The organism is Pseudomonas sp. HN11, assembly GCF_021390155.1.
Classification (GTDB): Bacteria; Pseudomonadota; Gammaproteobacteria; order Pseudomonadales; family Pseudomonadaceae; genus Aquipseudomonas.
Genome location: NZ_CP089985.1, coordinates 3,395,725 through 3,420,541, shown reverse-complemented (window position 1 = coordinate 3,420,541; position 24,817 = coordinate 3,395,725). Strand labels below are relative to the sequence as shown.

Here is a 24,817-nt window from a genome sequence, read left to right as displayed (position 1 = left end):
TTTCAGGAATTCGGTTTGTTCTTGAGCTTGCCCAGCAACGTCTCGAGGGACTTCTGGTTGAGCGCCTTGGCCAACGGGAAGTCAGACGGCATCAGCGCACCGGCCTGGGGATCGAGGCAGTGTTCAAGCAGCGCTTGCAGGTGCTTGAGCAACTGTGCAGGCAGGTCGCGGTCGACGACCGGGTTGACGCTGTGCCAATGCAGGTGCAATGCGTCGTCCTCCAGCCAGGCCACCACTTCACGGGCATGGCTGACGCGGTTAACACGCGCGGCGTCCGACGGCGCCGCCAGCGAGCTGGCACGCAACCAGCCTGGCGAGGGTTGCGCGTGGCCCAGGTAGTTGAACAGCACATCACCGCTGCCAGCCGGCAGCTCGCCACGCAGGCGCAGCAAACCGTGCCCGAGGCCCTGGCCCGGGACGCCGCGCAGCGCTTCCTTGGCTTGGCGCACCCAGTCGCCAACGGCGCCACGGGCATTGACGCGCAGCGGGAACAGGGTGGTGAACCAGCCCACGGTGCGGCTGACATCCAAGCCCTCGAAACCGGCATCGCGGCCATGGCGCTCGAGGTCGACGACGATGTCCTGGCGTTGTTCGGCTTGTGCCAGGGTGGCAACCAGTGCGGCGATCAGCAGCTCTTCCGGCTGGGTGCGGTAAGCGGCATGGGACTCGGTCAACCATTGGTGGGTACGCGTGGCATCCCAGCGGGCTGACAGGGTCTGGCGCTCGGCGATCGTGGCCTGAGGACGCGGATTTGTCGCGACCTGACTAGCCCAATAAGGCTGCTCCGCGGCGACTTTGCCGGTGTGCGCATGCATGTGCTCGGCCCATTGGCGATAGGACGTGGTTTTCGCCGGCAGAATGGCCGGTGTGGCGTTTTCCAGCGCCGCATACAGCTGCTGGAAATCTTCCAGCAGCGGCGCCCAGGACACGGCATCGATCACCAGGTGATGAGCAACCAGGTACAGCCGTTGCGGCGCGCCGTCGAGCAAGGCGGCGGCAAACAACGGGCCATGTTGCAAGTCCAGGCTCTGCGCGACGTGCTGCAGCTGGCCCACGTCCGAGGCCAGCGTCAGCCGGGCCGGTTCGACGGCTGCGATATGGGCTTGCCATTGACCGTCCACTTCGATGAAGCGCAGGCGCAATGCATCGTGATGGGCGATCAGTCGATCCAGGGTGGCCTGTACCAGCGCCGGTTGCAGCACGCGGTCGCTGTCCGCCAGTACCGATTGATTCCAGTAGGCGGGCTGCGGTTGCTGCTGATCGAAGAACCACTGGTGCAGCGGCATCAACGGCATCGCACCGCTGACGTCTCCTTGCTCGGCCACCGCCAGCAACGGTGTGATCACCAGCGCCAGGCCCGAAGGTGTCTGGGCGCGGAACAGGTCTTTGGGCGTCAGGGCGTAACCCTGGTCGCGCAGTTGCGAAATCAGCTTCAAACCGAGAATTGAATCGCCGCCCAAGGCGAAGAAACTGTCGGCCGTACCGACCACACGCCCACCGGTGAGGCCGTCGCCAAGCATGTCGCTGAACAGCTGACAGACCAGGCTTTCCAAGGCGTTACGAGGGGCGACGGGTGCATGTTGGGACTGCGGCAGTGGCAACGTGGCCAGGGCTTTGCGATCGAGCTTGCCGTTGGTGGTCAGAGGCAGGCTCGGCACTTCGACCCACACCGCCGGCACCATATAGACCGGCAATTCTGCACTGAGGACTGCGCCCAACTTCGGTTGCGGCACATTGCTGCTGTAGAACGCCACCAGACGATTGTCGATCACCAGCGTGCACGCGCCAGTGATGCCCGGCTGACTCAGCAGGGCAGCATCGACCTCGCCGAGCTCGATACGCTGGCCGCGCAGCTTGACCTGATGGTCGAGGCGGCCGAGGTACTCGATATTGCCGTCGCCCAGAAAGCGGCAACGGTCGCCGGTGCGATACAGGCGCTCACCGTTGACCATCAGGAAGCGCTCGGCGGTCAGGTCGGCGCGCTTCAAGTAACCGCGTGCCACGCCGACGCCGCCGATGTACAGCTCGCCGATGCTGCCAATCGGCACCGGTTGCTGGGCGTCATCGAGGATATGCAGGCGCAGGTTGGCGATAGGCTTGCCGATCGGCACGAGCGTGTCGTTGACCGAACAACGCCACACCGACACGTCAATCGCCGCTTCGGTTGGGCCATACAGGTTGACCAGCGCGGCCGGGTGCCGGGACATGAACCGCTGCACCAGGTCCACCGGCAACGCCTCGCCGCTGGCAAACACCTGGCGCAGGCTGCGGCAATCGACCAGGCTCGGCTCTTCGACGAATACCCGCAGCATCGACGGCACGAAGTGCAGGGTGGTGACCTGTTCCTGCTGGATCAACTGGCTCAGGTACGCCGGATCGCGATGGCCATCCGGACGCGCAACCACCAGGGTTGCGCCGGTGATCAGCGGCCAGAAGAATTCCCATACCGACACGTCGAAGCTGTACGGGGTCTTTTGCAGCACGCGGTCATCCGGGCCAATCGGGAACGCGTCCTGCATCCAGTGCAGGCGGTTCATCAGGGCGCCATGTTCGTTCATCACACCTTTGGGCTGGCCGGTGGAACCGGAGGTGTAGAGCACGTAGGCCAGGTCGCTGGCCTCCACGCTCAGCGGCTCGCCGTTTTCAGCCGCGGGCAGTGTTTCCAGGGTCCAGACGGTATGCCCGACGGGCAACTGTGACAGCCATTGCGGTTGCGTCAACGTCACCTGGGCCTCGGCGTCGGCAATCAGGAACGCCAAACGTGCCGCCGGCAACTCAGGATCCAACGGCAACCACGCCGCACCGGCATGCACCACACCGAGCAAGGCCACGACCATGTCCACCGAGCGCTCCATGCACACCGGCACAATCGACTCGCGACCGATGCCCGCCGCGCGCAAGGCGCGGGCGACGCGTTGAGCGCGCTGGTCCAGCTCGTCGTAGCTCAGGCGTTGGTCTTCGAACACCAGCGCCGGCGCGTTCGGCGTCAGCGCGGCTTGCTGGCTCAGCGCCGTGTGCAAGTTTGTCGGGCCGCAATAATGACGCTCGGTGGCATTCCACCGAGTGAGTTGCGCCTGATCCTGCTGCTGCGGGAACAACTCGACCAGTGCACGCTCCGGCGCGGCAATCAAAGCATCCAGGAGTGCACACCACTGCGCGCTCCAGCGCTGCATCGTAGCGGCGCTGAACAATGCCGTCTGATATTCCAGCGCCAGGGTCATGTCGTTGCCGTCGTCGTGGATTTCCCAGCTTTGCTCGAACTTGGCGTCTATGGCTGGCAGGGGCTGTTCTGTGAGGTCCAGGCCCGGCCATTGGCGGCTGTCCATGCGGCCGTGGTTGAGGGAGAACAGCACTTGGAACAACGGTGTGCGGTTCAAGTCGCGTCGCTGGGTGACGGCGCCGGCCAGCGTGGCGAACGGCAGGTCGGCGTGGGCCTGAGCGGCGCGCAGGTCAGCCTCCAAGGCCGCCAGCAAGGCCGACGCCGGGGCCTGTTGATCGACCTCGCAGCGGATCACTAATGTGTTGACCAGGCAGGCCAGCAGCGCCTGGGTTTGCGGCTGGTCGCGCTGATCGGACGGGGTACCCAGGCGAATATCACGCTGGCCGCTGTAACGGGCGAGCAGGGCGCTCAACGCGCTCGCCAGCACGACATATGGCGTGGTGCCACGTAAGCGGGCAAATTGGCGGATCGCGGCTGAGCGTTCGGTGCCCAGGTTGATGTTCAGTTGCCCGGCACGCCGATCGGCTTCAGCTGCACGGGGTTGGTCCAGGGGCAGGTCGAGTGAATAATCGTCCGCGCCGAGATGATTTTTCCAGTAATCCAGGCTGGTCTGGCGACGGGCCTGGGTCTGCGGGTGCTGTTGCCACAAGGCGAAATCAATGTAGTCGAGGTCCAGCGGTGTCCAGTTCGGTGCCTGCCCGTCTCGTCCGGCACGATAGGCCTGCGCCAGTTCGTCGATCAGCAACTGCATGGCCCAGCCATCGGTGGCGCTATGGTGCAGGCACAGCAGCAAGCGGTTTTCGTCACTGTCCTGACGTTGCAGTAACTGTGCACGCCACGGTGCGGCAGTGGCCAGGTCGAACGGGGCCATCAAGTCGGCTTCGGCGCGGCTGCACGCGGTATCCCAGTCACCGGTGGCGACAGAAGTCACACGCAGCGCCGGGCCTTGCGGATCAATCAGCAACTGCGCTTCGCCAGCGATCTCAACGATGCGGCTGCGCAGCACCAGATGGCGTTCGCTGACCTGGTCGAAGGCGCGGCGCAAGGCGGCCAGATCCAGCGCGCCCTTCAAGGTCAGGGCGAACGGCATGTGGTACTCGCGGGAGTCCGGCACCAGACGGCTGAGCATCCAGAAGCGGTGTTGCGCCAGGCCCAGCGGCAAGGTTGCCGGACGCGGTTGTGCAGTGATCTCCTCACTTGGCAAGGCGTCGCGCAAGTGTTCGGCCAATGCCGCCACCGTCGGTTGGGCGAACACCAGCGCCAATGGCAATGTAACGCCCAGGCGTTCACGTACTTGGGCGACCAAGCGCGTGGCTAGCAGGGAATGACCACCAAGGTGGAAGAAGTGGTCGTCGATGCCTACCAACGGGCACGCCAGCACTTCGCTGAATAGTTCGCAGAGCAGCTTTTGCGTAGCCGTGCGCGGTGCCCGGTGGGGCTGTTCGCGGCTCGCATCGGGCAGGGTGATGGCAGCGAGCGCTTTGCGGTCGAGCTTGCCGTTGCTGTTGAGCGGCAGGTGACTGAGTTGCACCAGCAATCCCGGCAACATGTGCGTGGGCAAGTGGTCGCCGAGACCGGCGCGCAGGGTCGCTTCATCCGCATCGCCACTCCAGAAGCCCACCAGGCGCTGGTCCAGCAGCAGAGTGGCGGCGTCGCGCACGTTTGGCTGGGCCAGCAGGGCGGCATCGACCTCGCCGAGCTCGATACGCTGGCCGCGCAGCTTGACCTGATGGTCGAGGCGGCCGAGGTACTCGATATTGCCGTCGGCCAGAAAGCGGCAACGGTCGCCGGTGCGATACAGGCGCTCACCGTTGACCATCAGGAAGCGCTCGGCGGTCAGGTCGGCGCGCTTCAAGTAACCGCGTGCCACGCCGACGCCGCCGATGTATAGCTCGCCGATGCTGCCAATCGGCACCGGTTGCTGGGCGTCATCGAGGATATGCAGGCGCAGGTTGGCGATAGGCTTGCCGATCGGCACGAGCGTGTCGTTGACCGAACAACGCCACACCGAGACGTCAATCGCCGCTTCGGTTGGGCCATACAGGTTGACCAGCGCTGCCGGGTGCCGGGACATGAACCGCTGCACCAGGTCCACCGGCAACGCCTCGCCGCTGGCAAACACCTGGCGCAGGCTGCGGCAATCGACCAGGCTCGGCTCTTCGACGAATACCCGCAGCATCGACGGCACGAAGTGCAGGGTGGTGACCTGTTCCTGCTGGATCAACTGGCTCAGGTACGCCGGATCGCGATGGCCATCCGGACGCGCAACCACCAGGGTTGCGCCGGTGATCAGCGGCCAGAAGAATTCCCATACCGACACGTCGAAGCTGTACGGGGTCTTTTGCAGCACGCGGTCATCCGGGCCAATCGGGAACGCGTCCTGCATCCAGTGCAGGCGGTTCATCAGGGCGCCATGTTCGTTCATCACACCTTTGGGCTGGCCGGTGGAACCGGAGGTGTAGAGCACGTAGGCCAGGTCGCTGGCCTCCACGCTCAGCGGCTCGCCGTTTTCAGCCGCGGGCAGTGTTTCCAGGGTCCAGACGGTATGCCCGACGGGCAACTGTGACAGCCATTGCGGTTGCGTCAACGTCACCTGGGCCTCGGCGTCGGCAATCAGGAACGCCAAACGTGCCGCCGGCAACTCAGGATCCAACGGCAACCACGCCGCACCGGCATGCACCACACCGAGCAAGGCCACGACCATGTCCACCGAGCGCTCCATGCACACCGGCACAATCGACTCGCGACCGATGCCCGCCGCGCGCAAGGCGCGGGCGACGCGTTGAGCGCGCTGGTCCAGCTCGTCGTAGCTCAGGCGCTGGCCTTCGAACACCAGCGCCGGCGCGTTCGGCGTCAGCTCGGCTTGCTGGCTCAAGGCTGTACGCAGGTCTTGCGGGCCAGGGTAATGACGCTCAGTGCTGTTCCATGCCAACTGTTGTTGACGCTCTGCGACGGTCAACGGCGACCAGTCAGTCAAACGCGTCTGTGGCGCTTCCAGCATGCTTTCCAGCAGGGCTTGCCATTGCGCCAGCCAACGCTCGGCGGTGGCCTGGGTGAACAGTGAGCTGCGGTATTCAAGCAATACCGACAACACCTCGCCGTCATGCACTTCCCAGTTCAGGTCGAACTTGGTGGCGCCGGCCGTCACCGCACGCTCGCTCACCTGCAACTGCGGCCACTGGCTGGCACCAGTGTTGGCGTTCTGCATCACGAACAACACTTGGAACAACGGTGTCTGGCCAAGGCTGCGTTCCGGTGCCAGGTGTTCGACCACGTGATCGAACGGCACGTCCTGATGCTGTTGCGCATCCAGTACGGTGTTGCGCACCTGATCGAGCAGCCCGATGAAGTCCAGGTCCGGCGCCAGGTCGGCGCGCATCACCAGGGTGTTGACGAAGCAACCGATCAGCGGTTGCAACTCGGCCAATGGCCGCTGGGCCACCGGGCTGCCGAAACGCACGTCGCGCTGGTTGGCGTAGCGCCCCAGCAGCAGTTGCGCGGCGCTGAGCAGCAGCATGTACAGCGTTGCGCCGCGTTGCCGGGCAAACTGGCGCAAACGACCGCTCAGTTCTGCAGGCAACTGCAGTTGGACGGCGCCGGCACGCGGGTCAAGCACGTGCGGACGTGGCTGGTCGGTGGGCAGTTCCAGTTGGTAACTGCCGTCTTCCAGTTGAGTGCGCCAGTAGGCCAATTGGCTGTCGAACAGCGCTTGCTGGGCTGACTCGCGCTGCCAGAGCGCGTAATCCGGGTATTGCAGCGCCAGCGCTGGCAGGTTGGCGGCGTGGCCCTGGCAGTCGGCGCTGTAGCATCTGGCCAATTCGTCGAGCAGGTTTTGCGTGGAAGCATCGTCTGTCGCGCAGTGATGCAGGGTGAGCACCAGCAATGCCTGGTGGTTGCGCTGAAGCAACGCGGCGCGAATCGGTACCTCGCGCGCCAGGTCAAAGCGCTGCGCGGTCGCGGCGTGGATCGCGGCGTCGGTCAGTTGCTGCCAGCGTTCATCGCTGACGGCATCCCACTGCGTCACCGCCAATGTCAGTTCAACCTGCGGCTCAATCACCAGCGCCAGCTCGCCGTCGGCCTCACGCACGATGCGACTGCGCAGGATTTCGTGACGTTGGATCACGGTGTCCAGCGCTGATTGCAACGCCTGGACATTCAATTCTCCGTCGAGCTGCACGGCGCTGACGACGTTGTATTCGCTGGCGCCACTCAGTTGTTCGAGGAACCACAGGCGCTGTTGTTCGAACGACAACGGCAAGCGCGCCGGGCGAGTCACGGGGATGAACGTCGCGGCAGGTTCTTGCCGCGGTTGCGCCAGTAGCGCCGCCAACGCCTGCAAGGTGGGGTGCTCAAACACCGCGCGCAATGGCGGCACCGTGGAAAATTGTTGACGCAGGCGGGCAAACAGCACGGCCGCGAGCAATGAATGGCCGCCGAGGTAAAAGAACTGGCTGTCTCGCCCAATGGCGCCCAACGGCACATTCAATAGTTCAGCCCACAAGGCCGCGAGCTGGCGTTCGGCGTCGGTGCGCGGCGGGTCTTCGGCGTTCGGTTCAGCCTGGATATCCGGCGCGGGCAGGGCCTTGCGATTGAGTTTGCCGTTGTCGGTCAGTGGCAGTTCGTCCAGCACCACAAACGCCGATGGCACCATGTAGTCGGGCAGGGCAGCGCCAAGGCTGTTGCGCCACGCAGTCACTTCGGTCGGTTGATCGCAGGTGACGTACGCCACCAGGCGCTTGTCGCCCGGTACGTCTTCACGGGCCAGTACCACAGCCTGGCGCACGCCGGGTTGTGCGCCGATCAGGGCTTCGATCTCGCCCAGCTCGACGCGGAAACCGCGAATCTTCACCTGGTGGTCCATGCGTCCGAGGTATTCCAGCTGGCCGTCCGGCAGCCAGCGCACCAGGTCACCGGACTTGTACATGCGCGCCTGCGGCAGTGGCGAGAACGGGTCGTTGATAAACACCTTGGCGGTTTGTTCGGCGCGGTTGAGGTAACCCAGGGTCACCCCGGCGCCACCAATATGCAGCTCGCCGGGCACACCCACCGGCATCGGATTCAGAAACGCATCCAGCACATAAGTGCGTACGTTGGCGATTGGCCGGCCAATGATCGGCCGTTGCGGGAAGTCATCCACCGCGCATCCGGTGGCGTCCACGGTGCACTCGGTTGGGCCGTAGGTATTGAAGAAACGGCTGCCGCTGATCGACGGCAAACGCTGCCACAGTTGCGCGTCCACCGCATCGCCGCCAAACAGCACGAAGCGCGGCAGGTAGGTTTCACCACGGCGCACACCGTCGCTTTCGAGCAGGCTTTTAAGCTGCGCCGGGGTGCATTCGAACGCATCCAGTCGGGTTTCCTGGAAGAACTGCGCCAGCGCGGCAGGGTCGTAGCGCACCTCTTCCGGCGTCAGGTACAGGCTGTGGCCGTCGAGCAGCAGAATCAATTCCGCCACCGAGCTATCAAAGGCGAACGAATAGTTGAAGCTTGTGCGCATCGGCTGGTCGGTGTAGCGGCGATACAGGCCATGGATCCGCGCCCAGGCCAGGTTGACCACCGACGCGTGGGTGACCAGGGTGCCCTTGGGCTTACCCGTGGAGCCCGAGGTGTACATGATGTAGGCCAGGTCATCCGGGCCGGCCAAGGCTGCGGGGTTGCTCTCAGGCTGAGTGGCGTACAGCGCGGCATCGGCGTCCAGGCGCAGGCGCGGCAAGCCGCTGCCCAGTTGTTCAAGCAAGCCTTGCTGGCCGAGAAACAGCGCTGGTTGCGCATCTTCGAGCATGTAGGCCAAGCGTTCGGCCGGGTAGCTTGGGTCCAGCGGCACATAGGCGCCACCGGCTTTGAGAATGCCCAACAGGCCGACCAACAACTCCAAGGAACGCTCCACACACAGCGCCACCGGGCAATTGGCGACCACCCCTTGGGCGCGCAGGTAATGTGCGACCTGGTTGGCACGGCGATTCAGCTCGGCGTAGCTCAGGCGCTGGCCTTCAAAGCACAACGCATCGCGCTGTGGCGTGCGTTCGGCCTGCTGTTCAAACAGCTGAGCGAACGTCAGGTGCTGCGGCACGTCCATTTCAGTGCGGTTCCACTCGACCACGGTGCGCTGCCATTCCGCCGGCGTCAGCAGCGGCAAGGCGGCGACCGGGCGTTGCGGCTCGGCGAGCATCTGTTGCAGCAGATGTTCCAGGCGCGCGAGCGTCTGGTGGGCGCTGTCCAGGGTGAACAGGTCAAGGGCGAACATCAGCTCCAGCTGGATCGGCGCACTGGGCGGGCACAGCACGTGCAGGTCCAGGTCGCACTCGGAGTGCTTGAGCGGCGTGTCCAGGGCTTCGAAGGCCAACCCTGGGAATTGCAGGCGGGACTCCATGGCCAATTGCTGCGCGACCATCACTTGATACAGCGGTGCATGGCTGAGGCTGCGCGGCAGTTGCAGGCTGTCGACCAGTTGTTCGAACGGCAGGTCCTGATGCTGCAGGCCTTCGTGCAGCCGCTTGGCAACCTGACCGACCACGGCGCTGAAATCCACCTGGGCGGTAAAGTCGGCACGGATCGCCAGGTTATTGAGTAAGATCCCCAACAGACCGTCGGTGCCCGGTTGTTCGCGATGAGTGACCGGTGTACCGATCAACACCGTGGCATCGCCGCTCAAGCGGTGCATCAGCACGGCAAAGCCAGCGAACAACACGCAGAACGGCGTGGTGCCGAGACGGCTGGCCAGCGCCTGCACGCGGCCACTCAAATCGGCACTCAGCGCGCGTTGTACCAGGCCGGCGCGATAGCTCTGCACCGAGGGCCGAGGATGGTCGGTGGGCAACGCCAGCAGCGGGCTGGCGTCCTGGTCGCTACGGTCGAGGGTGCGGGTCCAGTAATCCAGTTGGCGCTTGAGTTCGGCGCCTTGCAGATGGTCACGTTGCCACAGGGCGAAATCGGCGTATTGCAGCGGCAACGCCGCTAATTGCGCCGCGCTGCCACTGCAACGGGCCTCGTAACCCAAGGCCAGTTCACGCAGGGCGATCGTGGCCGACCAGGCGTCGGAGACCAGGTGATGCAGGGCGATGCCCAGCACGTGTTCGCCCGGCGCCACTTTGAGCAGGCGGGCGCGCAGCAGCGGTGGCTCGGTCAGGTCGAAGGGCCGTTCAAAGGTGGCTTGCAGCGCAGTGAATTGCGCGCCTTCACGGGCGGTTGCGCTCAGGCCAGACAGGTCTTCAAACGGCAGTGCAACTTCCAGCGCCTCGCTGATGTGCTGGCTCGGCACGCCATCCACGCTGCGGATACCGGTGCGCAGGATTTCGTGGCGCGCGAGTAAATCATTCAGGCTGGCGTTCAGCGCCGGGACGTCGAGTTCACCCTTGAGGTGCAGGGCAAACGGGATATTGAACAACGTGGTGCCTGGGGTCAGTTGTTCGATAAACCACAGGCGTTGTTGCGAGAACGACAACGGCAACAGGGCAGGGCGCGCCTTGGCGTGCGGCGTGGCGAGGGCGACGGCTTGCGGTGCAGCCGCTTGCGCTTCGCGTTCGGCGATGGCCACGGCCAGCAGGGCGACGGTCGGTTGTTCGAACAGCACACGCAGCGGCAGGTCGAGTTTGAACTGGCTGCGCAGGCGCGCGACGATCTGGGTGGCCAGCAGCGAGTGGCCGCCGAGGGTGAAGAAATTGTCTTCCACGCCGACACTGTCGCGTCCGAGCACGTCGGCCCACACCTTGGCGATGGTGGCTTCGTGTTCGTTGCGCGGCGCAAGGTTTTCCCGGGTATCGGCCTGCCAGTTCAGTTGCAGCGCGGCCAATGCTTTGCGGTCGACCTTGCCGTTGTTGTTCAGAGGCAAGCGTTCCAGGCATTCGAACGCGGCCGGGACCATGTACGGCGGCAGTTGCGCGCGCAGGTGTTCGCTCAGACCAGTGCTGCCCAGTGTGTCGTCGTGGGCTGACCAGTAGGCCACGAGCCAGGCTTCGCCCGCGCTGTTCTCGCGCAGCAATACCGCGGCTTCACGCACGTTCGGGTGCTGGGCCAGGCGGTGTTCGATTTCGGTCAGTTCGATGCGGTGGCCACGCAATTTCACCTGCTGGTCGCGACGACCGAGGTACTCGATCACGCCGTCGGCGCACCAGCGGCCGAGGTCGCCGGTGCGGTACAGACGACCATCGATCTGTGGGTGCTGGATGAATGCCTCGCTGGTGCGCTGCGGGTCGTGCAGGTAGCCACGGCCGACGCCGACGCCACCGACGCAGATTTCCCCGGCCACGCCGATTGGCACCGGGCGCAGAGCTTCATCGAGCACATACAGGCAGTTGTTGGCCGTGGGTCGGCCGATGGGCATATGGCTGACGTTGGCGTGCGGCGCTTGGGTAATCGGCTGGAACGCCACGTCGTCGGCGCATTCGGCTGGACCGTAGGCGTTCATCAGTGCTATGTCCGGGAAGCGCGCGAACCAGTCGCGCGCCACGGTCGGCGGCAGCGCTTCGCCAGTCGGTAGCACCCAGCGCAGGTCAGGCAACTGAAGGTCGCACGGGCACAGCGCCAGCAGGGTACGCATCAGGCTCGGGACGATTTCCAGTACATTGAGGCGTTCGCTGGCGAGCACTTGCAGCAGGCGTTGCGGATCGTGAGCCACGTCGTCCGGCAGAATATGCACGGTGGCGCCCAGCACCGGCGCAGCGAGAAATTGCCACACGGAAATATCGAAGGCCACCGAGGCGGTCTGTGGAATGCGGTCGTTGACGCTCAGCCCCAGGGCCGGGACTTTACCGAAGATGTTATTGAGCATGCCGCGCTGTTCGATCATCACGCCCTTGGGCGTACCGGTCGAGCCCGAGGTGAACAGCACGTAGGCCAGGCTGTCCGGGCCACCGGCCAGCGTCAATGGCGCGTCGTTGGGTGTGTTCCAGGCGGCTTCGGCGAACAGGGCCGCAGGCGCGCGGTCGAGGCCGCTGAGCAGTTGGTCGAGCAGGCCACGGCACCCTTCACTCGCCACCAGCAGCGGGGCGCGGGACAGATTGAGGATCTCGCGCAGACGCTCAGGCGGGTGGTTGACCTCCAACGGCAGCATCGCGGCGCCAGCCTTGAACACGGCAATCATGCTGGTCAATAACGCCAGGCCACGGGGCGCGACCAGCGCCACCAATTGATCGGCACCCGCACCGGCTGCGCGCAGGGCCTGGGCCAGGCGCGTGGCCCGCAAGTCGAGTTCGGCATAGGTCAGGGATTCACCGGCGCAGATCGCGGCAATTTGATCGCCACGCTCGGCGACCTGGGCGGCAAACAGCTCGGCGTAGCTTTTATCCAGCGGGAAATCGTGGGGGTTTAGCGCCCACTCGCCAAGCAATTGCTGGCGCTCATCGGCGGCCAGCAGCTCGAAGCTGCCCAGCGGCGCTTCAGGCGCGGCGAGCATGCCGCGTACCAGGCTGGCCAAGTGGCCGAGCAGGCGTTGCACCGTATCCGCTTCAAAACGTTCGCGGTCGTAGGACACGCGAATGCCTAGTGGCTCACCGGGCAGGATCACCACAGTCAAGCCATAGTGGGTGTGCACACTGTGGTCCATGCCGTCGAGGCTGAACTGAAAACCGCCGTCCAGAATCTGTTCATCGATCGGCGCGTTTTCAAACACCAGGATGCTGTCGAACAGGGTTTCGCCACGGGGGAAATCGCTCCAGCCCTGGATATCGGTCAGCGGCGTGTGCTCGAAGTCGCGCATCTCGACGTTAAGCCCCTGCAGCGCCGTGAGCCAGTCACCCAACGTTGCCTGAGGGTCGACGCTGACCCGCAGTGGCAGGGTGTTGATGAACAGGCCAATCATCTCGGCGACGCCGGTCAACTCAGCGGGACGCCCCGCCACGGTGACGCCGAAGACCACGTCACGCTGGCCGCTGTAGCGCGACAACAACAGTGACCAGACGCCTTGGAAGAAGGTATTGGGAGTGATCCGGCGGTGGCGGCAAAAAGTGGCCAGGGCCTGGGTGTCGTCTTCGCTCAGATGGATCAACTGGTCGGCCACCAGCACCGCGTCGGTGTAGCGGTCGCGGCTTACGCCGTTGTCCACGGTCAGCGGGGTGGGGGCGTTGAGCCCCTGCAGTTGGCCGCGCCAGAACTGCTCAGCCTTGCCTGCGTCCTGGCGTTGCAGCCATTGAATGTAGTCCCGAAATGGGCGTGGGCTTTTGATCTTTGGGGTACGGTCGTTGCACAGCGCTTCGTAGACCTTGAGAAAGTCCACGGTCACCAGGGAAATACACCAGGCATCCATCAGAATGTGATGGAAACTGCGGATGAACTCGTAGGACTCATCCGCCAGGCGCACCAGGCGGAAGCGAATCAAGGGTGGCTTGGACAGGTTGAAGCCGATTTTCTGCTCGTTTTCGAGCAGGCTGCGAATCCGTGCCTCCTGCTCATGGGGTGCCAGACCGCGCAGATCGAGGGTGTCCAGCGGCACCTTGACCTCGCGGTGGATCACCTGCACCGGTTGCTTCTGGGTTTTCCACTGGAAGCTGGCGCGCAGCGACGGGTGCAGCGCCACCACCTGGCGCCAGGACTCAAGGAATGCGCCTTCATCAATGGCCCCACCGATGCGGTAGCGATCCTGCATCAAATATACGCCGGAGTCTTCATGCAGCAGGGAGTGGAACAGCATCCCTTGTTGCAGCGGTGACAGCGGGTAAACATCTTCGATCGGATTGCTGGTGGTCTTTTCGGTGGTCATTCAAAACGTCCTGCTGAAAAAGGGGCAACGGCAATAGGCGTGGCGGTTACAGGTCGGCGTCGTTGAGCTCGGCCATCAGCGCGTTCAGTTCATCTTGCGACAGACCGGAGGCACTGAATTCGGTGCTCTCGGTGTCGACAGGCCGGGCGTCCAGCGGCTGGGCGACATTGGCCATGGCGGCGATGGTCTGGTGTTCGAACACATGCTTGGCCGACAGCGCTATGCCCTGTTCGTGGGCCTGGGCCACCACTTGCAGGCTAAGGATCGAGTCACCCCCCATGGCAAAGAAGCTCTCGGTGACGCTGACGCTGTCGAGCTTCAAGACCTTGGCGACGATGGCGTGCAGGGTGGTTTCCATCGGCGTGCGCGGGGCGACATGGGTGCTTTGGTCGAACTGGTCCGGGTCTGGCAGTTGGCGGGTATCGAGTTTGCCGTTGGGGGTGCGCGGGAAGGCTGACAATGTCAGCACCCGCGTCGGCACCATGTACGACGGCAGTCGCTCGCCGAGGTAGCGCTTGAGGGCTTCCGAATCCGGCGCGTAGCCATGGGCCGCGAGCACATAGGCCAGCAGGCGCTTGCCGACGGGTTGCTCCTGCACAATCACGGCGGCTTCGCGCACGTCACTGTGGCTGCACAGCTGGCGCTCGATCTCGCCGAGTTCGATGCGATAGCCGCGCAATTTGACCTGATGGTCCTTGCGCCCCAGGAACGCCAGGCGTCCATCGGCCAGCCAGCAGGCCAGATCACCGGTGCGGTAGGCGCGGGTGCCGTCGGCCAGGATGACAAAGGCCTTGGCGGTTTCCTCGGGCTTATTGCGATAACCGCGGGCCAGGGTTGGGCCGGCCAGCACGATTTCACCGGGCTCGCCGATGCCACTGGTGATGTCATGTTCATTCAAGACGCGCAGGTCCATGCCGGCAATCGGACGGCCGATGGTCAAGGCGCGGTTGGGGTTTAGTACATCGTAGGTCGCCCACACGGTGGCTTCAGTAGGACCGTATTCGTTGACCAGCAGCGCGTGGGGCAGGGTGTTGCCGTGCTGGGCGATCAACGACGGCGGGCAGGCTTCCCCGGCGACGATCCAGCATTGCAGGCTGTCGGCGCTGCCGAGTTGATCCAGTAGCGCTTGATACAACGAGGGTAGCGACAGGCCGTGGCTGACGTGGTGTTGGGCGATCAAGTGCGACAGGCGCGCCATGTCCAGCTCTTCGCCGGGTGCCGGCAATACCAGGCGGCCGCCTTGGGCCAGGGTCCAGAAAATCCCGGCCACGGAGCTGTCGAAGGCAAACGAGGACAGCAGCAGGTAAGCGCTCACCGGCGTTTCATACGCCGCCATGCGCACCTGGGTGGAGTAGCTCAAGGCAGCGTGGCTGATTTCGACGGCTTTCGGTGCACCGGTGGAGCCGGAGGTGTAGATCAGGTACGCGAGGTCGTCGGTATGAGGCAGTGGCAATCGCGGCAAGCTGTTGGGGGCGTGCAAGTCGTCCAGCACAAAGCTCTGCAGGCCGGCGGGCACGCTGTCGGCCAGCTCAGGGCTGACGACGATGTGCGCGATGGCGCTGTCGGCGAGCATGTAGGCGCGACGCTCCTGCGGGTATGTCGGGTCCACCGGCACATAGGCACCACCTGCCTTCAACACGGCAAGCAGGGCGACGATCGCGGCGTTGCCGCGGGGGAACAGGATGCCGACTGGCACGCCGGCGCGGATGCCCGCGGCCACCAACTGGTGCGCCAACTGCGTGGCGCTTGCGTCCAGTTGTGCGTAGTTCAGGTCGCCGTGCTGGTCGCTGAGGGCTATGGAGGCTGGCTGCAGTTGCACTTGGCGGTCGATCAGTTCAACAAGCGTCACGGCTTCTATCACTGGCGGTTGCGCCTGGGGGGCGATGATCTGCGCTTGCAGCGGCCCGCCCATGGGCAACTGCGCCCAGGCATGTTGCGGTGCGGCCAACGCGGAGTGCAGCAACTGCGTCCACTGTTCAGCAAGGCAAGCGGCTGCTTGGTGGCTGAGCAGGTGGCGATCATAGATGATCTGCACGTTGAGACGCTCGTGACCTTGATGAACGTGCAGGCACGCTTTGGCCGGGCTCATTACCGCACTGGCGTCGCGTTCGCGCGCATCGCTGGCACGCCAGGCGAAAGCATAACCGCCCTTGAGGTCCTGTGTGTAATAGTCCTGCCAGCCTGTGGCCTGTTCGACCAGGGCACTGATGTGGCGGCTTTGTTCCAACAAGGTCGCCTGGGCTTGCAGGTCGATCCGCACAGGCAAGGTTTGCTCGAACAGGCCCAAGGCGCTGTCGAGTTCCGGGCCGCGACTGGCATGGATCAGGGTGATCGGCACCTGCTGTTGACCGGACAAACGCCCGAGCAGCACCGCCCAGGCCGCCAGCATCAGCTCAGCGGTCAGTGCCGGGTGATGGGGCAGGTGCACGTCGAAGCGTTCCGGGCTGAATTCACCGGGGCGGGGCGTTTCCAGCGTCAGCTGCAAGTTGTGCTGTTCGCTGTCGGCCGTGGGCTTCCAGAACATTGCACCGGGGTGTTCGGGCTCGTCTTCGGCAAGCCTCCAGCGCCACTCGGCATAATCGGCGTATTGAAGGGTTTCGGACAGGTCCGGCGGGGTGTCTTGCAGCAGGGCAATGGCCAGCAGTTTCAGGCTGGCGAGGTCAAGATGGCTGCTGGCGGCGGCCAGATGCAGCACCGGCCCCTCGGTCAGTTGCACCAGCGTCACGGCCAGCGGCGCGGTCCCGTCCAGGGCGGCCAAGGCAACCTGCTGATCGGCTGGGCTGAGGTGGCGCAGGTCCTTGACGCCCACGCTCAGCGTAGCCTGGTCGTGAATCACTTGCACTGGATGGCGCAGGCCTGGCACCGGGGTCAGCTGTGTGCGCAGTATTTCGCTGCCGTTGGCCAATGCCTGCAGGCGCTGAGATAGGGTGTTCGCGTCTACCGCCTGAGCGATTGTCCATTGCAGTTGGCAACTGAAAGTGTGTTCGGTTGCGCCATTGAGGTGCGGATAGAGGGACGCTTGTTGCGGTGAGATACGAAAGCCTTGAAGTCCGTTCATGTTCAGCTCAACTGCAAAATGGGGTTGATAGCGGTCAGACAGCCACGTCGGCGGACAGCAAGGCCTCGGCCATGCCGGTCATGATTGCGCGCTTGCCGGTAAACGGTTCGCGACCGTGCACCGCAAGCATGTTGTCGATAAACAGCACGTCGCCCTGTTGCCAGGAGAAACGCACCAGCGAATCCAGGTACGCGGCGCGCAGCGACTCCAGCACTTCTGGTTCGATCGGTGTACCGTCGCCGTAGAAGGTATTGGTCGGCAGGTCGAGGTCGTTGAAGTTGCCTTGCAGCGAGTCGCGGATGGCCGGCGGCAGGGTGCTGATGTGAAAAAAGGTCGCGTGGTTGAACCACACTTCTTCGCCGGTACGCGGATGGCGTACCACTGCCGGGCCTCGTTGGCGGGTGCGCAGGCGGTTGTTTTCTTTCCATTCCACTTCGATGCCGACGCTGGCGCAGTAGGCTTCGACTTCACCGCGGTCGGCGGACTGGAAGACGCTCTGCCATGGCAGGCCGAAGCCGTCGCCGTAATTGCGCACGTAGAGCACGCCTTTTTCACGAAAACGCGCCTCGATGTCGGCGCTGATCCGTGCCTTGACCGCGCGGGTTGAACCGATCGGGGTTTCGCCGCCAGTCGCGGACGGCAGTTGGCAATAGAAGAACAGCCGCAGCGGGAAACGCGGCGAATACGAGTGTTCGTTATGTGGGAAAATCATCTGGTCGGCCGGGTAGTCGGTCGAGGTATAGATGTTGCCGCCGACCCGCGTGCGTGGGGAGGCGCGGAACATGTATTCCAGGGCGCCGGGGGACAGCGCAGCGATGACGTGGTCGAATTGTTCCACCGACGCGACGTCGAATCCGCGGAACAGCAAGGCGCCGTATTGCAGCAGCTTTTGTTCCAGGGCTTCGCGTTCACGGGTAGCCCACGCCACCAGATCCACGCCGCTGACCGCGGGTTCAATCACCAGCGGCAAGGCGTGGTCGGGGCTGAACAGGCGCTCGCTGACCAGTTGCTGGGGGGCGACGTTCATGGCTTTGCGGCGCACACTACCCAGTGTGCGTGGTGCTGGGGGCACGATAGGCATACAGGCATCTACCTTGATCAAAGGGTCAGTGAGCGACGTTTGGTTTGCAGCAACTGACGGCGACCTGCAAGCGCTTGGGACTGCTGGCTTTCGCGCTGGAAAGCCTGATCCCAATTGTCAAGGCGCTTGGCCAGGGCGGGCAGGGACTCGCCGAGCAGATCACGGGCTTCGCCGAGTAGGCGGCTCCACAAATGCTGCAAGCGCAAGGCTCGGGGCTGATCGAAGTATTCGCCACGGTATTTGAGCGTGGCGTCGATGCCGTGGCCGGCATGCACCAGGTCGAGCACCAGATGGAAGTCTCCCGGCGCCTGCGCGACGTCCATGCTCGTCAGTTGTGCGCCGGCAAGGGTGACCGGCGCGACCCGCGACGGTTGATAGTTGAGCTTGACCTGGAACAGCGGCGAATGGCCGGGGCGCCGGGTTGGGGCCAGCGCCGCGACAACCAGATCGAACGGCAGGTCCTGATGGGCATACGCCAGTCGCGCCTCATCACGCACGTGCGCGAAAAAGTCCGCCAGCGTGCCGTTCTCGCCTATCTCACAGCGTAGGGTCAGTTGGTTGACGAAGAAGCCGATCACCTCGTTGTGCACGGCCAGCGGGCGGCCGCTCACATCAGTGCCAAGCAGAAAACGTTGCTGGCCGCCCAATTGCTTGAGCACCAGCTGATAGCTGGCCAATAGCAGCATGAACAGCGTCATGCCGTGTTCACGGGCGACGCAGGCGAGGGCGTCGCAGGTAGCTTGGGGCAGGCTGAAATTCAGGCTGTGTTCGGCGCGGGTAGTGCCGCTGCCGCCCAGGTCCAAGGTTTGCGGCACGTCGACCAGGTGCTCGCGCCAGAAATCCTGGTGTGTGGCGATACGCTGGTCTGTCCAGTGCGCAGCTTCCCAACAGGCAAAGTCCAGATACTGCACCGGCGTTTCGTTGGCGGCCTGAGCCGCCAGTTCAGCCAGCAGCAGTTGTGCGGAGCGGCCGTCGAAGGCGATGTGGTGCAGGGTCAGCAGCAGGTCATGCTGGTGATCGTGGCTGATCAGATGGGCGCGTAGCAGCGGGCCTTGCTTGAGGTCGATCGGGGTGGCGTGTTCCTGGGCCAGGCAGTCCGGCAATTGATCATGGAGGGTCAAACGCACGTTGCTGGCCGGCAGCACCTGTTGCTGCGGGCCATCAACGCTATCGTGATAGACCGTGCGCAGCACACTGTGACGCTCGACCAGGGCATTGAGCCGTTGCGACAAGACGTCTCTGTCCAATGGGCCTTGCAGCTTCAGGTGCAATACCAGGTTGTGGCGGGTGTCCTGCGGGTTCAACTGGTGCAGGAACCACAGGCGGCGCTGGGCGAAGGATTGGCGGCTAGGGTGGGTAGTAGTGTTTGATTCAAGACTGGCAATGGGTGCCGGAGTCCGGAGGTACACGAGCAGCGCCTGCGCCCATTCGGCCAGGCGTCGTTCGCCGAACAGGCTCTGGGTGTCGAGGTCCCAGCCCAGGTCGCGGTGCAGGCGGGCGGCAAAATCGGCGATGCCGATGGAGTCCAGGCCCAAGCCGATCAGGCTGAGCTCGACGTCTACGCTGAGGTACGGATTGACCTCAATCAACGTCTGTTCCAGCCACTGCTGGCAGGCCGAAACGCTCGGCTGTCGGCACAATTGCTCGACATCGATGCGTTCAACTGGCGTGCTTGCCTGACCGCCGCTCTGGGCGATGATGCTCAGGGTACCGGCCGCCAATTGGCTGCGGGCACCCTGGCGGGCGATCTTGCCGCTGGTGGTCATCGGGATGGTGCCGGCCTGCACCAGCACAATCTGGTCGATGCCGCAGTCGGCTGCTTCACGCACGGCGGTTTGCATCGACGCGAACAACGCCGGGTGATGCTCCGGGTCGACGAACTTGCGCTGCGGTTCGGCAACGATCACCAGTTTCTCGCGACCGAGCAGCGGGTCCATCTCCGAGAAGGCCGCGATGCGTCCGGTGCGGATGCCCGGCTCACTGTCGGTGATCGCAAACTCGATGTCGTGGGGGTAAAGGTTGCGACCGTTGAGGATCAGCAGGTCTTTGAGGCGGCCGCAGATGACGATTTGACCTTCATGCATGAAGCCCAGGTCACCTGAGCGCAGGTAATGGCCGGGCTCACCGACAATCTGCGCCTCGAACGCGTAGCGGCTGGCATCGGGGTTTTTCCAGTAGGCCTCTGCGTTGCTCGGGCCTTGCAGCCAGACTTCTCCGATGCGGTCGACGGCGCAGCGTTCGTGGGTGTTCGGGTCCGCAATGGCGATGGTGTGAAGCGCTTGCGGGTAGCCACAGGCGACAAATTCAACCGCAGCGGCGTCGTCGGACGCCAGGGCCACGTGGCCGGTTTCCAGTACGCTTTTGTCCAGCCGCAACACCACCGGGAGCGCGTCAGCGGGCGTTGCGCTGACGCACAAGGTGGCTTCGGCCTGGCCGTAACCGGGGCTGATGGCCATGGGGTTGAGGCCACACGTGGCAAAGCGCCGGGCGAAGGCGTCGAGGGTGGTGGGATGGATCGGCTCGGCGCCGTTGATTGCGTGCTGCCAGGCGCTCAGATCGAGCTGGGCGATAAGGCTGTCGCTGACCACGCGGTTGCACAGGGCATAGGCAAAATTCGGCGCGAAACTTGCGGTAGCGCGGTAGCGACTCAAGGCCTGCAGCCATGTGGACGGTGCATTCACGAAGGTCTGCGAGGCCATCAGGTAGCACGGCATGCCGCTGTAGAGCGGGGCGAGTACGCCGCCGATCAGGCCCATGTCGTGGTACAGCGGCAGCCAGTTGACCATGGCGCCGTGCTCATCGAAACCGTAGGCCTTGCGCATCAATTCGACGTTGGCGATCAGGTTGCGCTGGCGCACTTCAACGCCTTTGGGCGTGCCGGTCGAGCCCGATGTGTATTGCAGGAACGCCACGCTGGCGCCATCGACCGCCGGCCGTTGCCACTGATCAGGTGCGGGGCCGCAGAGGTCGTTGACGGTCAACACATCGACGCGATTTTCCACCAATTCGCGTAGACCTTCGCAATGATCCACGGGCGCAAGGATCAGTGCTGGCTGCGCATCGATCACGACATTGCGCACGCGATCCAGATGGCGCGGCTTGCGTGACGGCGGCGGGAACAGCGGCACGGCGATCAGCCCCGCATATAAGCAGGCGCAGAACACGCGTGCATAATCGAGGCTGCTCGGCAGCATCAACAACACGCGGTCGCCTGGGCTGCAACGCGCCTGCAAGGCGGCCGCCAGGGATTGGGACTGTTCGTGCAATTGGCCAAACGTCAGCGTTTCGCCGATCTCGACGCCGTCCGGCAGGAAATGCAAGGCAGCACGTTGCGGGAAGTGCAGGGCGCTGGCCTCCAGCACTTCGATCCAGTGATTGAATGCAAACATGGTGGGATTTACGCCATGGCCACGATGACTTTACGGTCACCGGTATAAGGATTGCGCCCGTGGGCGACCAGTCGGTTGTCGAGCATCAGAATGTCGCCGGGTTCCCAAGGGAAGCTGACGGCGGTCTGGTCATAGACCGCACGCACCGTATCGAGCATCGCATCGGGAATCGCCGACCCGTCGCCGAAATACACGTGGCGCGGCAGGTTCTCTTCACCAACGGCCGCCAGCAGGCTGGCACGCACGTCGGGTTCAATGGCCGAGACGTGAAACAGATGCGCCTGATTGAACCAGACCCACTCGCCGGTCTCGGGGTGCCGCAACACGGCGGCGCAGCGCTGACGGGTCCGTAGGTCGCCGTCGGCTTTCCATTCCCACTCGATGTCGTTGTCCCGGCAATAGCGTTCGACCTGGGCGCGGTCTTCGGTGTTGAACACTTTTTGCCAGGGCAGGTCGAGGGCGCCGCTGTAGTTGCGCACGTAAAGCAACTCGCGGCTGGCGAATAGCTCGCGAATCTCGGCGGGCATGCGCTGATAGATCAGGCGGCTGTCGCAGATGGGCGTTTCGCCACCGGTTTCACTGGCCTTGATGCAGTGAAACCAGATACGCGAGGGCCAGGGGCGGGTATAGGCCTGCTCATTGTGCAAAGGGATGAATTGGTGGGCCGGATATTCCGTCGAGCTGTAGACCCCGGCGAACACTTTGCTACGTGGCGTGGAGCCGAACTCGTAGCTGGCCAGCGGCGCGCCGAAACTGGCGGCAAAGCGTTTGAAGTCTATCGGGGTGGCGACGTTGAAACCGCGAAACAGCACGCCGCCCACCGTATGCAGGCTGTCATCAAGGCTGTCACGGATCGTGGGCTCGAGCGCATGGATCGATTGGCCTGGGGTAGCCTGCACGTACCTTGGCAATACCGCTGCACCGTGGGCTTGATCCTTGATTGAAACAGGCTCGGAACGTCCGTTTGGGTGTTCGATTGAGGTCATCCTTTGCACATCCTGTTTATTTTTTGGCTCTGTAGCAACGTGACAGCAGGCCGTTAAAACTGGGCAGTGGCCTCGGTGAGACTTTGAAACGTAATGTGTATATGTGAATACAGAAAGCATATTAGGTGTGAATGAGAGGGATTATCAATACTATTCCTTTAATATTTTTTTTCGACTAGACTCCGCCCCGCTGGGAAAAAACAGCGGTTTGCCAACGGATAAAAATACAAATAATTGCAGTAGGGGGGCGGGGCGTGAATTACAAAATCAATACACTTGCGTTGGCGGTAGGCTCAGCCATGTGCCTGTTGAACAGCGCATGGGCGGACGATCAACCCGTTGCCCTGGAGATTGCGCCGGTCACCGTCACCGGTGAAAAAATCAACCGCTCGCTTGAGAAGACTCAGTCGAGCGTCGCCGTCGTGACCGAACAGCAATTGCGCGACAAAGCCGATCACAACCTGATCGACGTATTCGCCCGCACCCCTGGCGTGTACAACCAGGCCGGTAACGAAAACTGGGGGATCCGTGGTGTACCGGTGTCGGGTTTCGATGACCAGGGCCCGGCGACCTTGAACGGCGCGGTGTCGGTGTACGTCGATGGCGCCCAACAACCGAACCGGGCGCTGACATTGAGCCCGATCGGCCTGTGGGACACGGAGCAGGTCGAAGTCTTCCTTGGCCCGCAGTCCACCACCCAAGGCCGCAATTCCCTGGCTGGCGCGGTGGTGATCCAGACCAAGAATCCAACCTTCGATCCGTCCTTCTCCGCCCAGACCAATATTGGCAATTACGGTGAACACGGCGTTGCCGTGGCCGGCGGTGGCTCGATCGTCGACGACAAGATCGCCGGCCGCATCGCCATCGATACCCAGGACGGCGACGGTTATATCCGCAACACCACCAATCACGACGATGCCAACCCGCACCGCACGAGCAACTATCGCGGCAAGTTGTTGATCACGCCGAACGATGACACCGATGTGCTGTTGACCTACGCACACAACGAACACCGCCAGGGTGACAACTCGATCACCCGCATCGGCGACAAGGTGCAGTATTACAAGATCGCCTCGAACACCAAGGCCTACGACAACCTTAACCAGGACACCCTGAGCGCGAAGATCGACTGGCGCCTCAACGATGCCTGGACACTGACCAACCTGACCACCTACACCCACTCGGACTACACGGCGCGCAAGGACTTCGACCAGACCGCCACGGCGAACAACGAGATCCTGCGTAATCAGGCCGGCAACATGTTCAGCCAGGAACTGCGCCTGGGTTATGAGTCCGACACGGTCCGCAGCTTCGGTGGCGTGTATTTTGGCCGCACTACCAACAGCTTCCACGACCGCTTGCTGTTCAACAATGTGCAACGCGGTGCGGCCAAAGGCGATGTCGCTATCAACAACGCCGCACTGTTTGGCGAAGTGGACTGGGATTTCGCGCCGAACTGGACCTTGATCACCGGCCTGCGCTACGACTACGAAACCAACGACACCGATATCGAGCAGGATGATTTCTCCAGTCCTGGCAAGGTCAAGAAGAGCTTCCACGCGTTCCTGCCGAAGCTGGGCGTCGATTATCAGTTCATTCCTGATCAGTACGTCGGTTTCATGGTGCAGAAAGGCTACCGAGGCGGTGGCGTCAACGTGCGTGCCGGTGGCGGCCACCAGGCTTACGATCCGGAATACACCACCAACTACGAGCTGTCGTACCGTGGGTCGTTCCTCGAGAAGAGCCTGCGTGCGCGCGCCAACCTGTACTACACCGATTGGAAAGACCAGCAGGTCAGCGTGCTCGATCCGTCGGGCGATTTCTTCCTTGTGTACAACGCCGGTCGCAGCGACATCAAGGGCCTGGAAGTCAGCGTCGAAAAAGACTTCGGTGAGCAGTTGACCCTGAACATCGGCGGCGCCGTCACCGATGCCAAATACAAGGACTTCAACACCGGCGACGGCCTGGATCGTAGCGGCCAGCCGTTCCTCTACTCGCCGAAATACAAAATGTCGGTGGGCGGTACCTACCGCTGGAACGACCGCCTGACCCTCAACACCGATCTCACCTACCAGAGCACCGCGCCGTCCGACTTCGAGTTCGACGCCAACGGCAACGTCAGCAAAGTACGCCGCAGTGACAACTACGTGCTGACCAATTTCAGCACTGAATACAAAGTGACCAAGAACGTTGCGGTGTCCGGTTACCTGAAAAACGCCTTCGGCAAGGAATACGTCACCAGCAACCGCATTGGCGACATCATCGATGTGGGCGCCCCGCGCACATTCGGTCTGGTATTGCGTTACGACATGTAAGTCGATGGGCGCAGGGATACGCATTCCCAGCGTCTGGTTTCAAGCTGTTTGCTGCCTGGCGCGCTTGTGCCCAGG

6 protein-coding genes are annotated in these 24,817 nt (G+C 63.4%); 1 reads left to right on the top strand and 5 read right to left on the bottom strand.

Annotation, left to right across the window (positions count from 1 at the left end; all coding sequences use genetic code 11):
• Positions 1 to 2: 2 nt before the first annotated feature.
• Genes LVW35_RS15330 through LVW35_RS15310 form a run of 5 tightly spaced genes read right to left on the bottom strand, consistent with a single transcriptional unit; the run spans position 3 to position 22,427 of the window.
• On the bottom strand, positions 3 to 13,913 hold the full coding sequence (locus LVW35_RS15330; RefSeq protein ID WP_233890933.1) for a non-ribosomal peptide synthase/polyketide synthase: 13,911 nt from the start codon (positions 13,911 to 13,913) through the stop codon (positions 3 to 5).
• Positions 13,914 to 13,959: 46 nt separating this feature from the next.
• Entirely contained in the window at positions 13,960 to 16,971 is a 3,012-nt protein-coding gene (locus tag LVW35_RS15325; protein ID WP_233890932.1) for a non-ribosomal peptide synthetase, read from the bottom strand.
• 34 nt (positions 16,972 to 17,005) lie between these two features.
• Entirely contained in the window at positions 17,006 to 18,052 is a 1,047-nt protein-coding gene (locus LVW35_RS15320) for a TauD/TfdA family dioxygenase (protein WP_233890931.1), read from the bottom strand.
• 17 nt (positions 18,053 to 18,069) lie between these two features.
• The gene (locus LVW35_RS15315) at positions 18,070 to 21,441 is read right to left on the bottom strand and encodes a condensation domain-containing protein (protein ID WP_233890930.1); all 3,372 of its coding nucleotides are present in this window, start codon (positions 21,439 to 21,441) and stop codon (positions 18,070 to 18,072) included.
• A gap of 8 nt (positions 21,442 to 21,449) precedes the next feature.
• Positions 21,450 to 22,427 (bottom strand): TauD/TfdA family dioxygenase, encoded by a 978-nt coding sequence (locus LVW35_RS15310; RefSeq protein ID WP_233890929.1) that lies wholly within the window; start codon positions 22,425 to 22,427, stop codon positions 21,450 to 21,452.
• Between the two features lie 254 nt (positions 22,428 to 22,681).
• Here LVW35_RS15310 and LVW35_RS15305 point away from each other — a divergent pair, with 254 nt between their 5' ends.
• Positions 22,682 to 24,742, top strand: coding sequence for a TonB-dependent receptor (locus LVW35_RS15305; protein WP_233890928.1), 2,061 nt, complete (start codon positions 22,682 to 22,684; stop codon positions 24,740 to 24,742).
• Positions 24,743 to 24,817 lie beyond the last annotated feature (75 nt).

Excerpts from the sequence above, each read along its gene's own strand:
- LVW35_RS15330 (WP_233890933.1), bottom strand. The coding sequence starts at position 13,913 with ATGACCACCGAAAAGACCACCAGCAATCCGATCGAAGATGTTTACCCG.
- LVW35_RS15325 (WP_233890932.1), bottom strand. The coding sequence starts at position 16,971 with ATGAACGGACTTCAAGGCTTTCGTATCTCACCGCAACAAGCGTCCCTC.
- LVW35_RS15315 (WP_233890930.1), bottom strand. The coding sequence starts at position 21,441 with ATGTTTGCATTCAATCACTGGATCGAAGTGCTGGAGGCCAGCGCCCTG.
- LVW35_RS15310 (WP_233890929.1), bottom strand. The coding sequence starts at position 22,427 with ATGACCTCAATCGAACACCCAAACGGACGTTCCGAGCCTGTTTCAATC.
- LVW35_RS15320 (WP_233890931.1), bottom strand. The coding sequence starts at position 18,052 with ATGCCTATCGTGCCCCCAGCACCACGCACACTGGGTAGTGTGCGCCGC.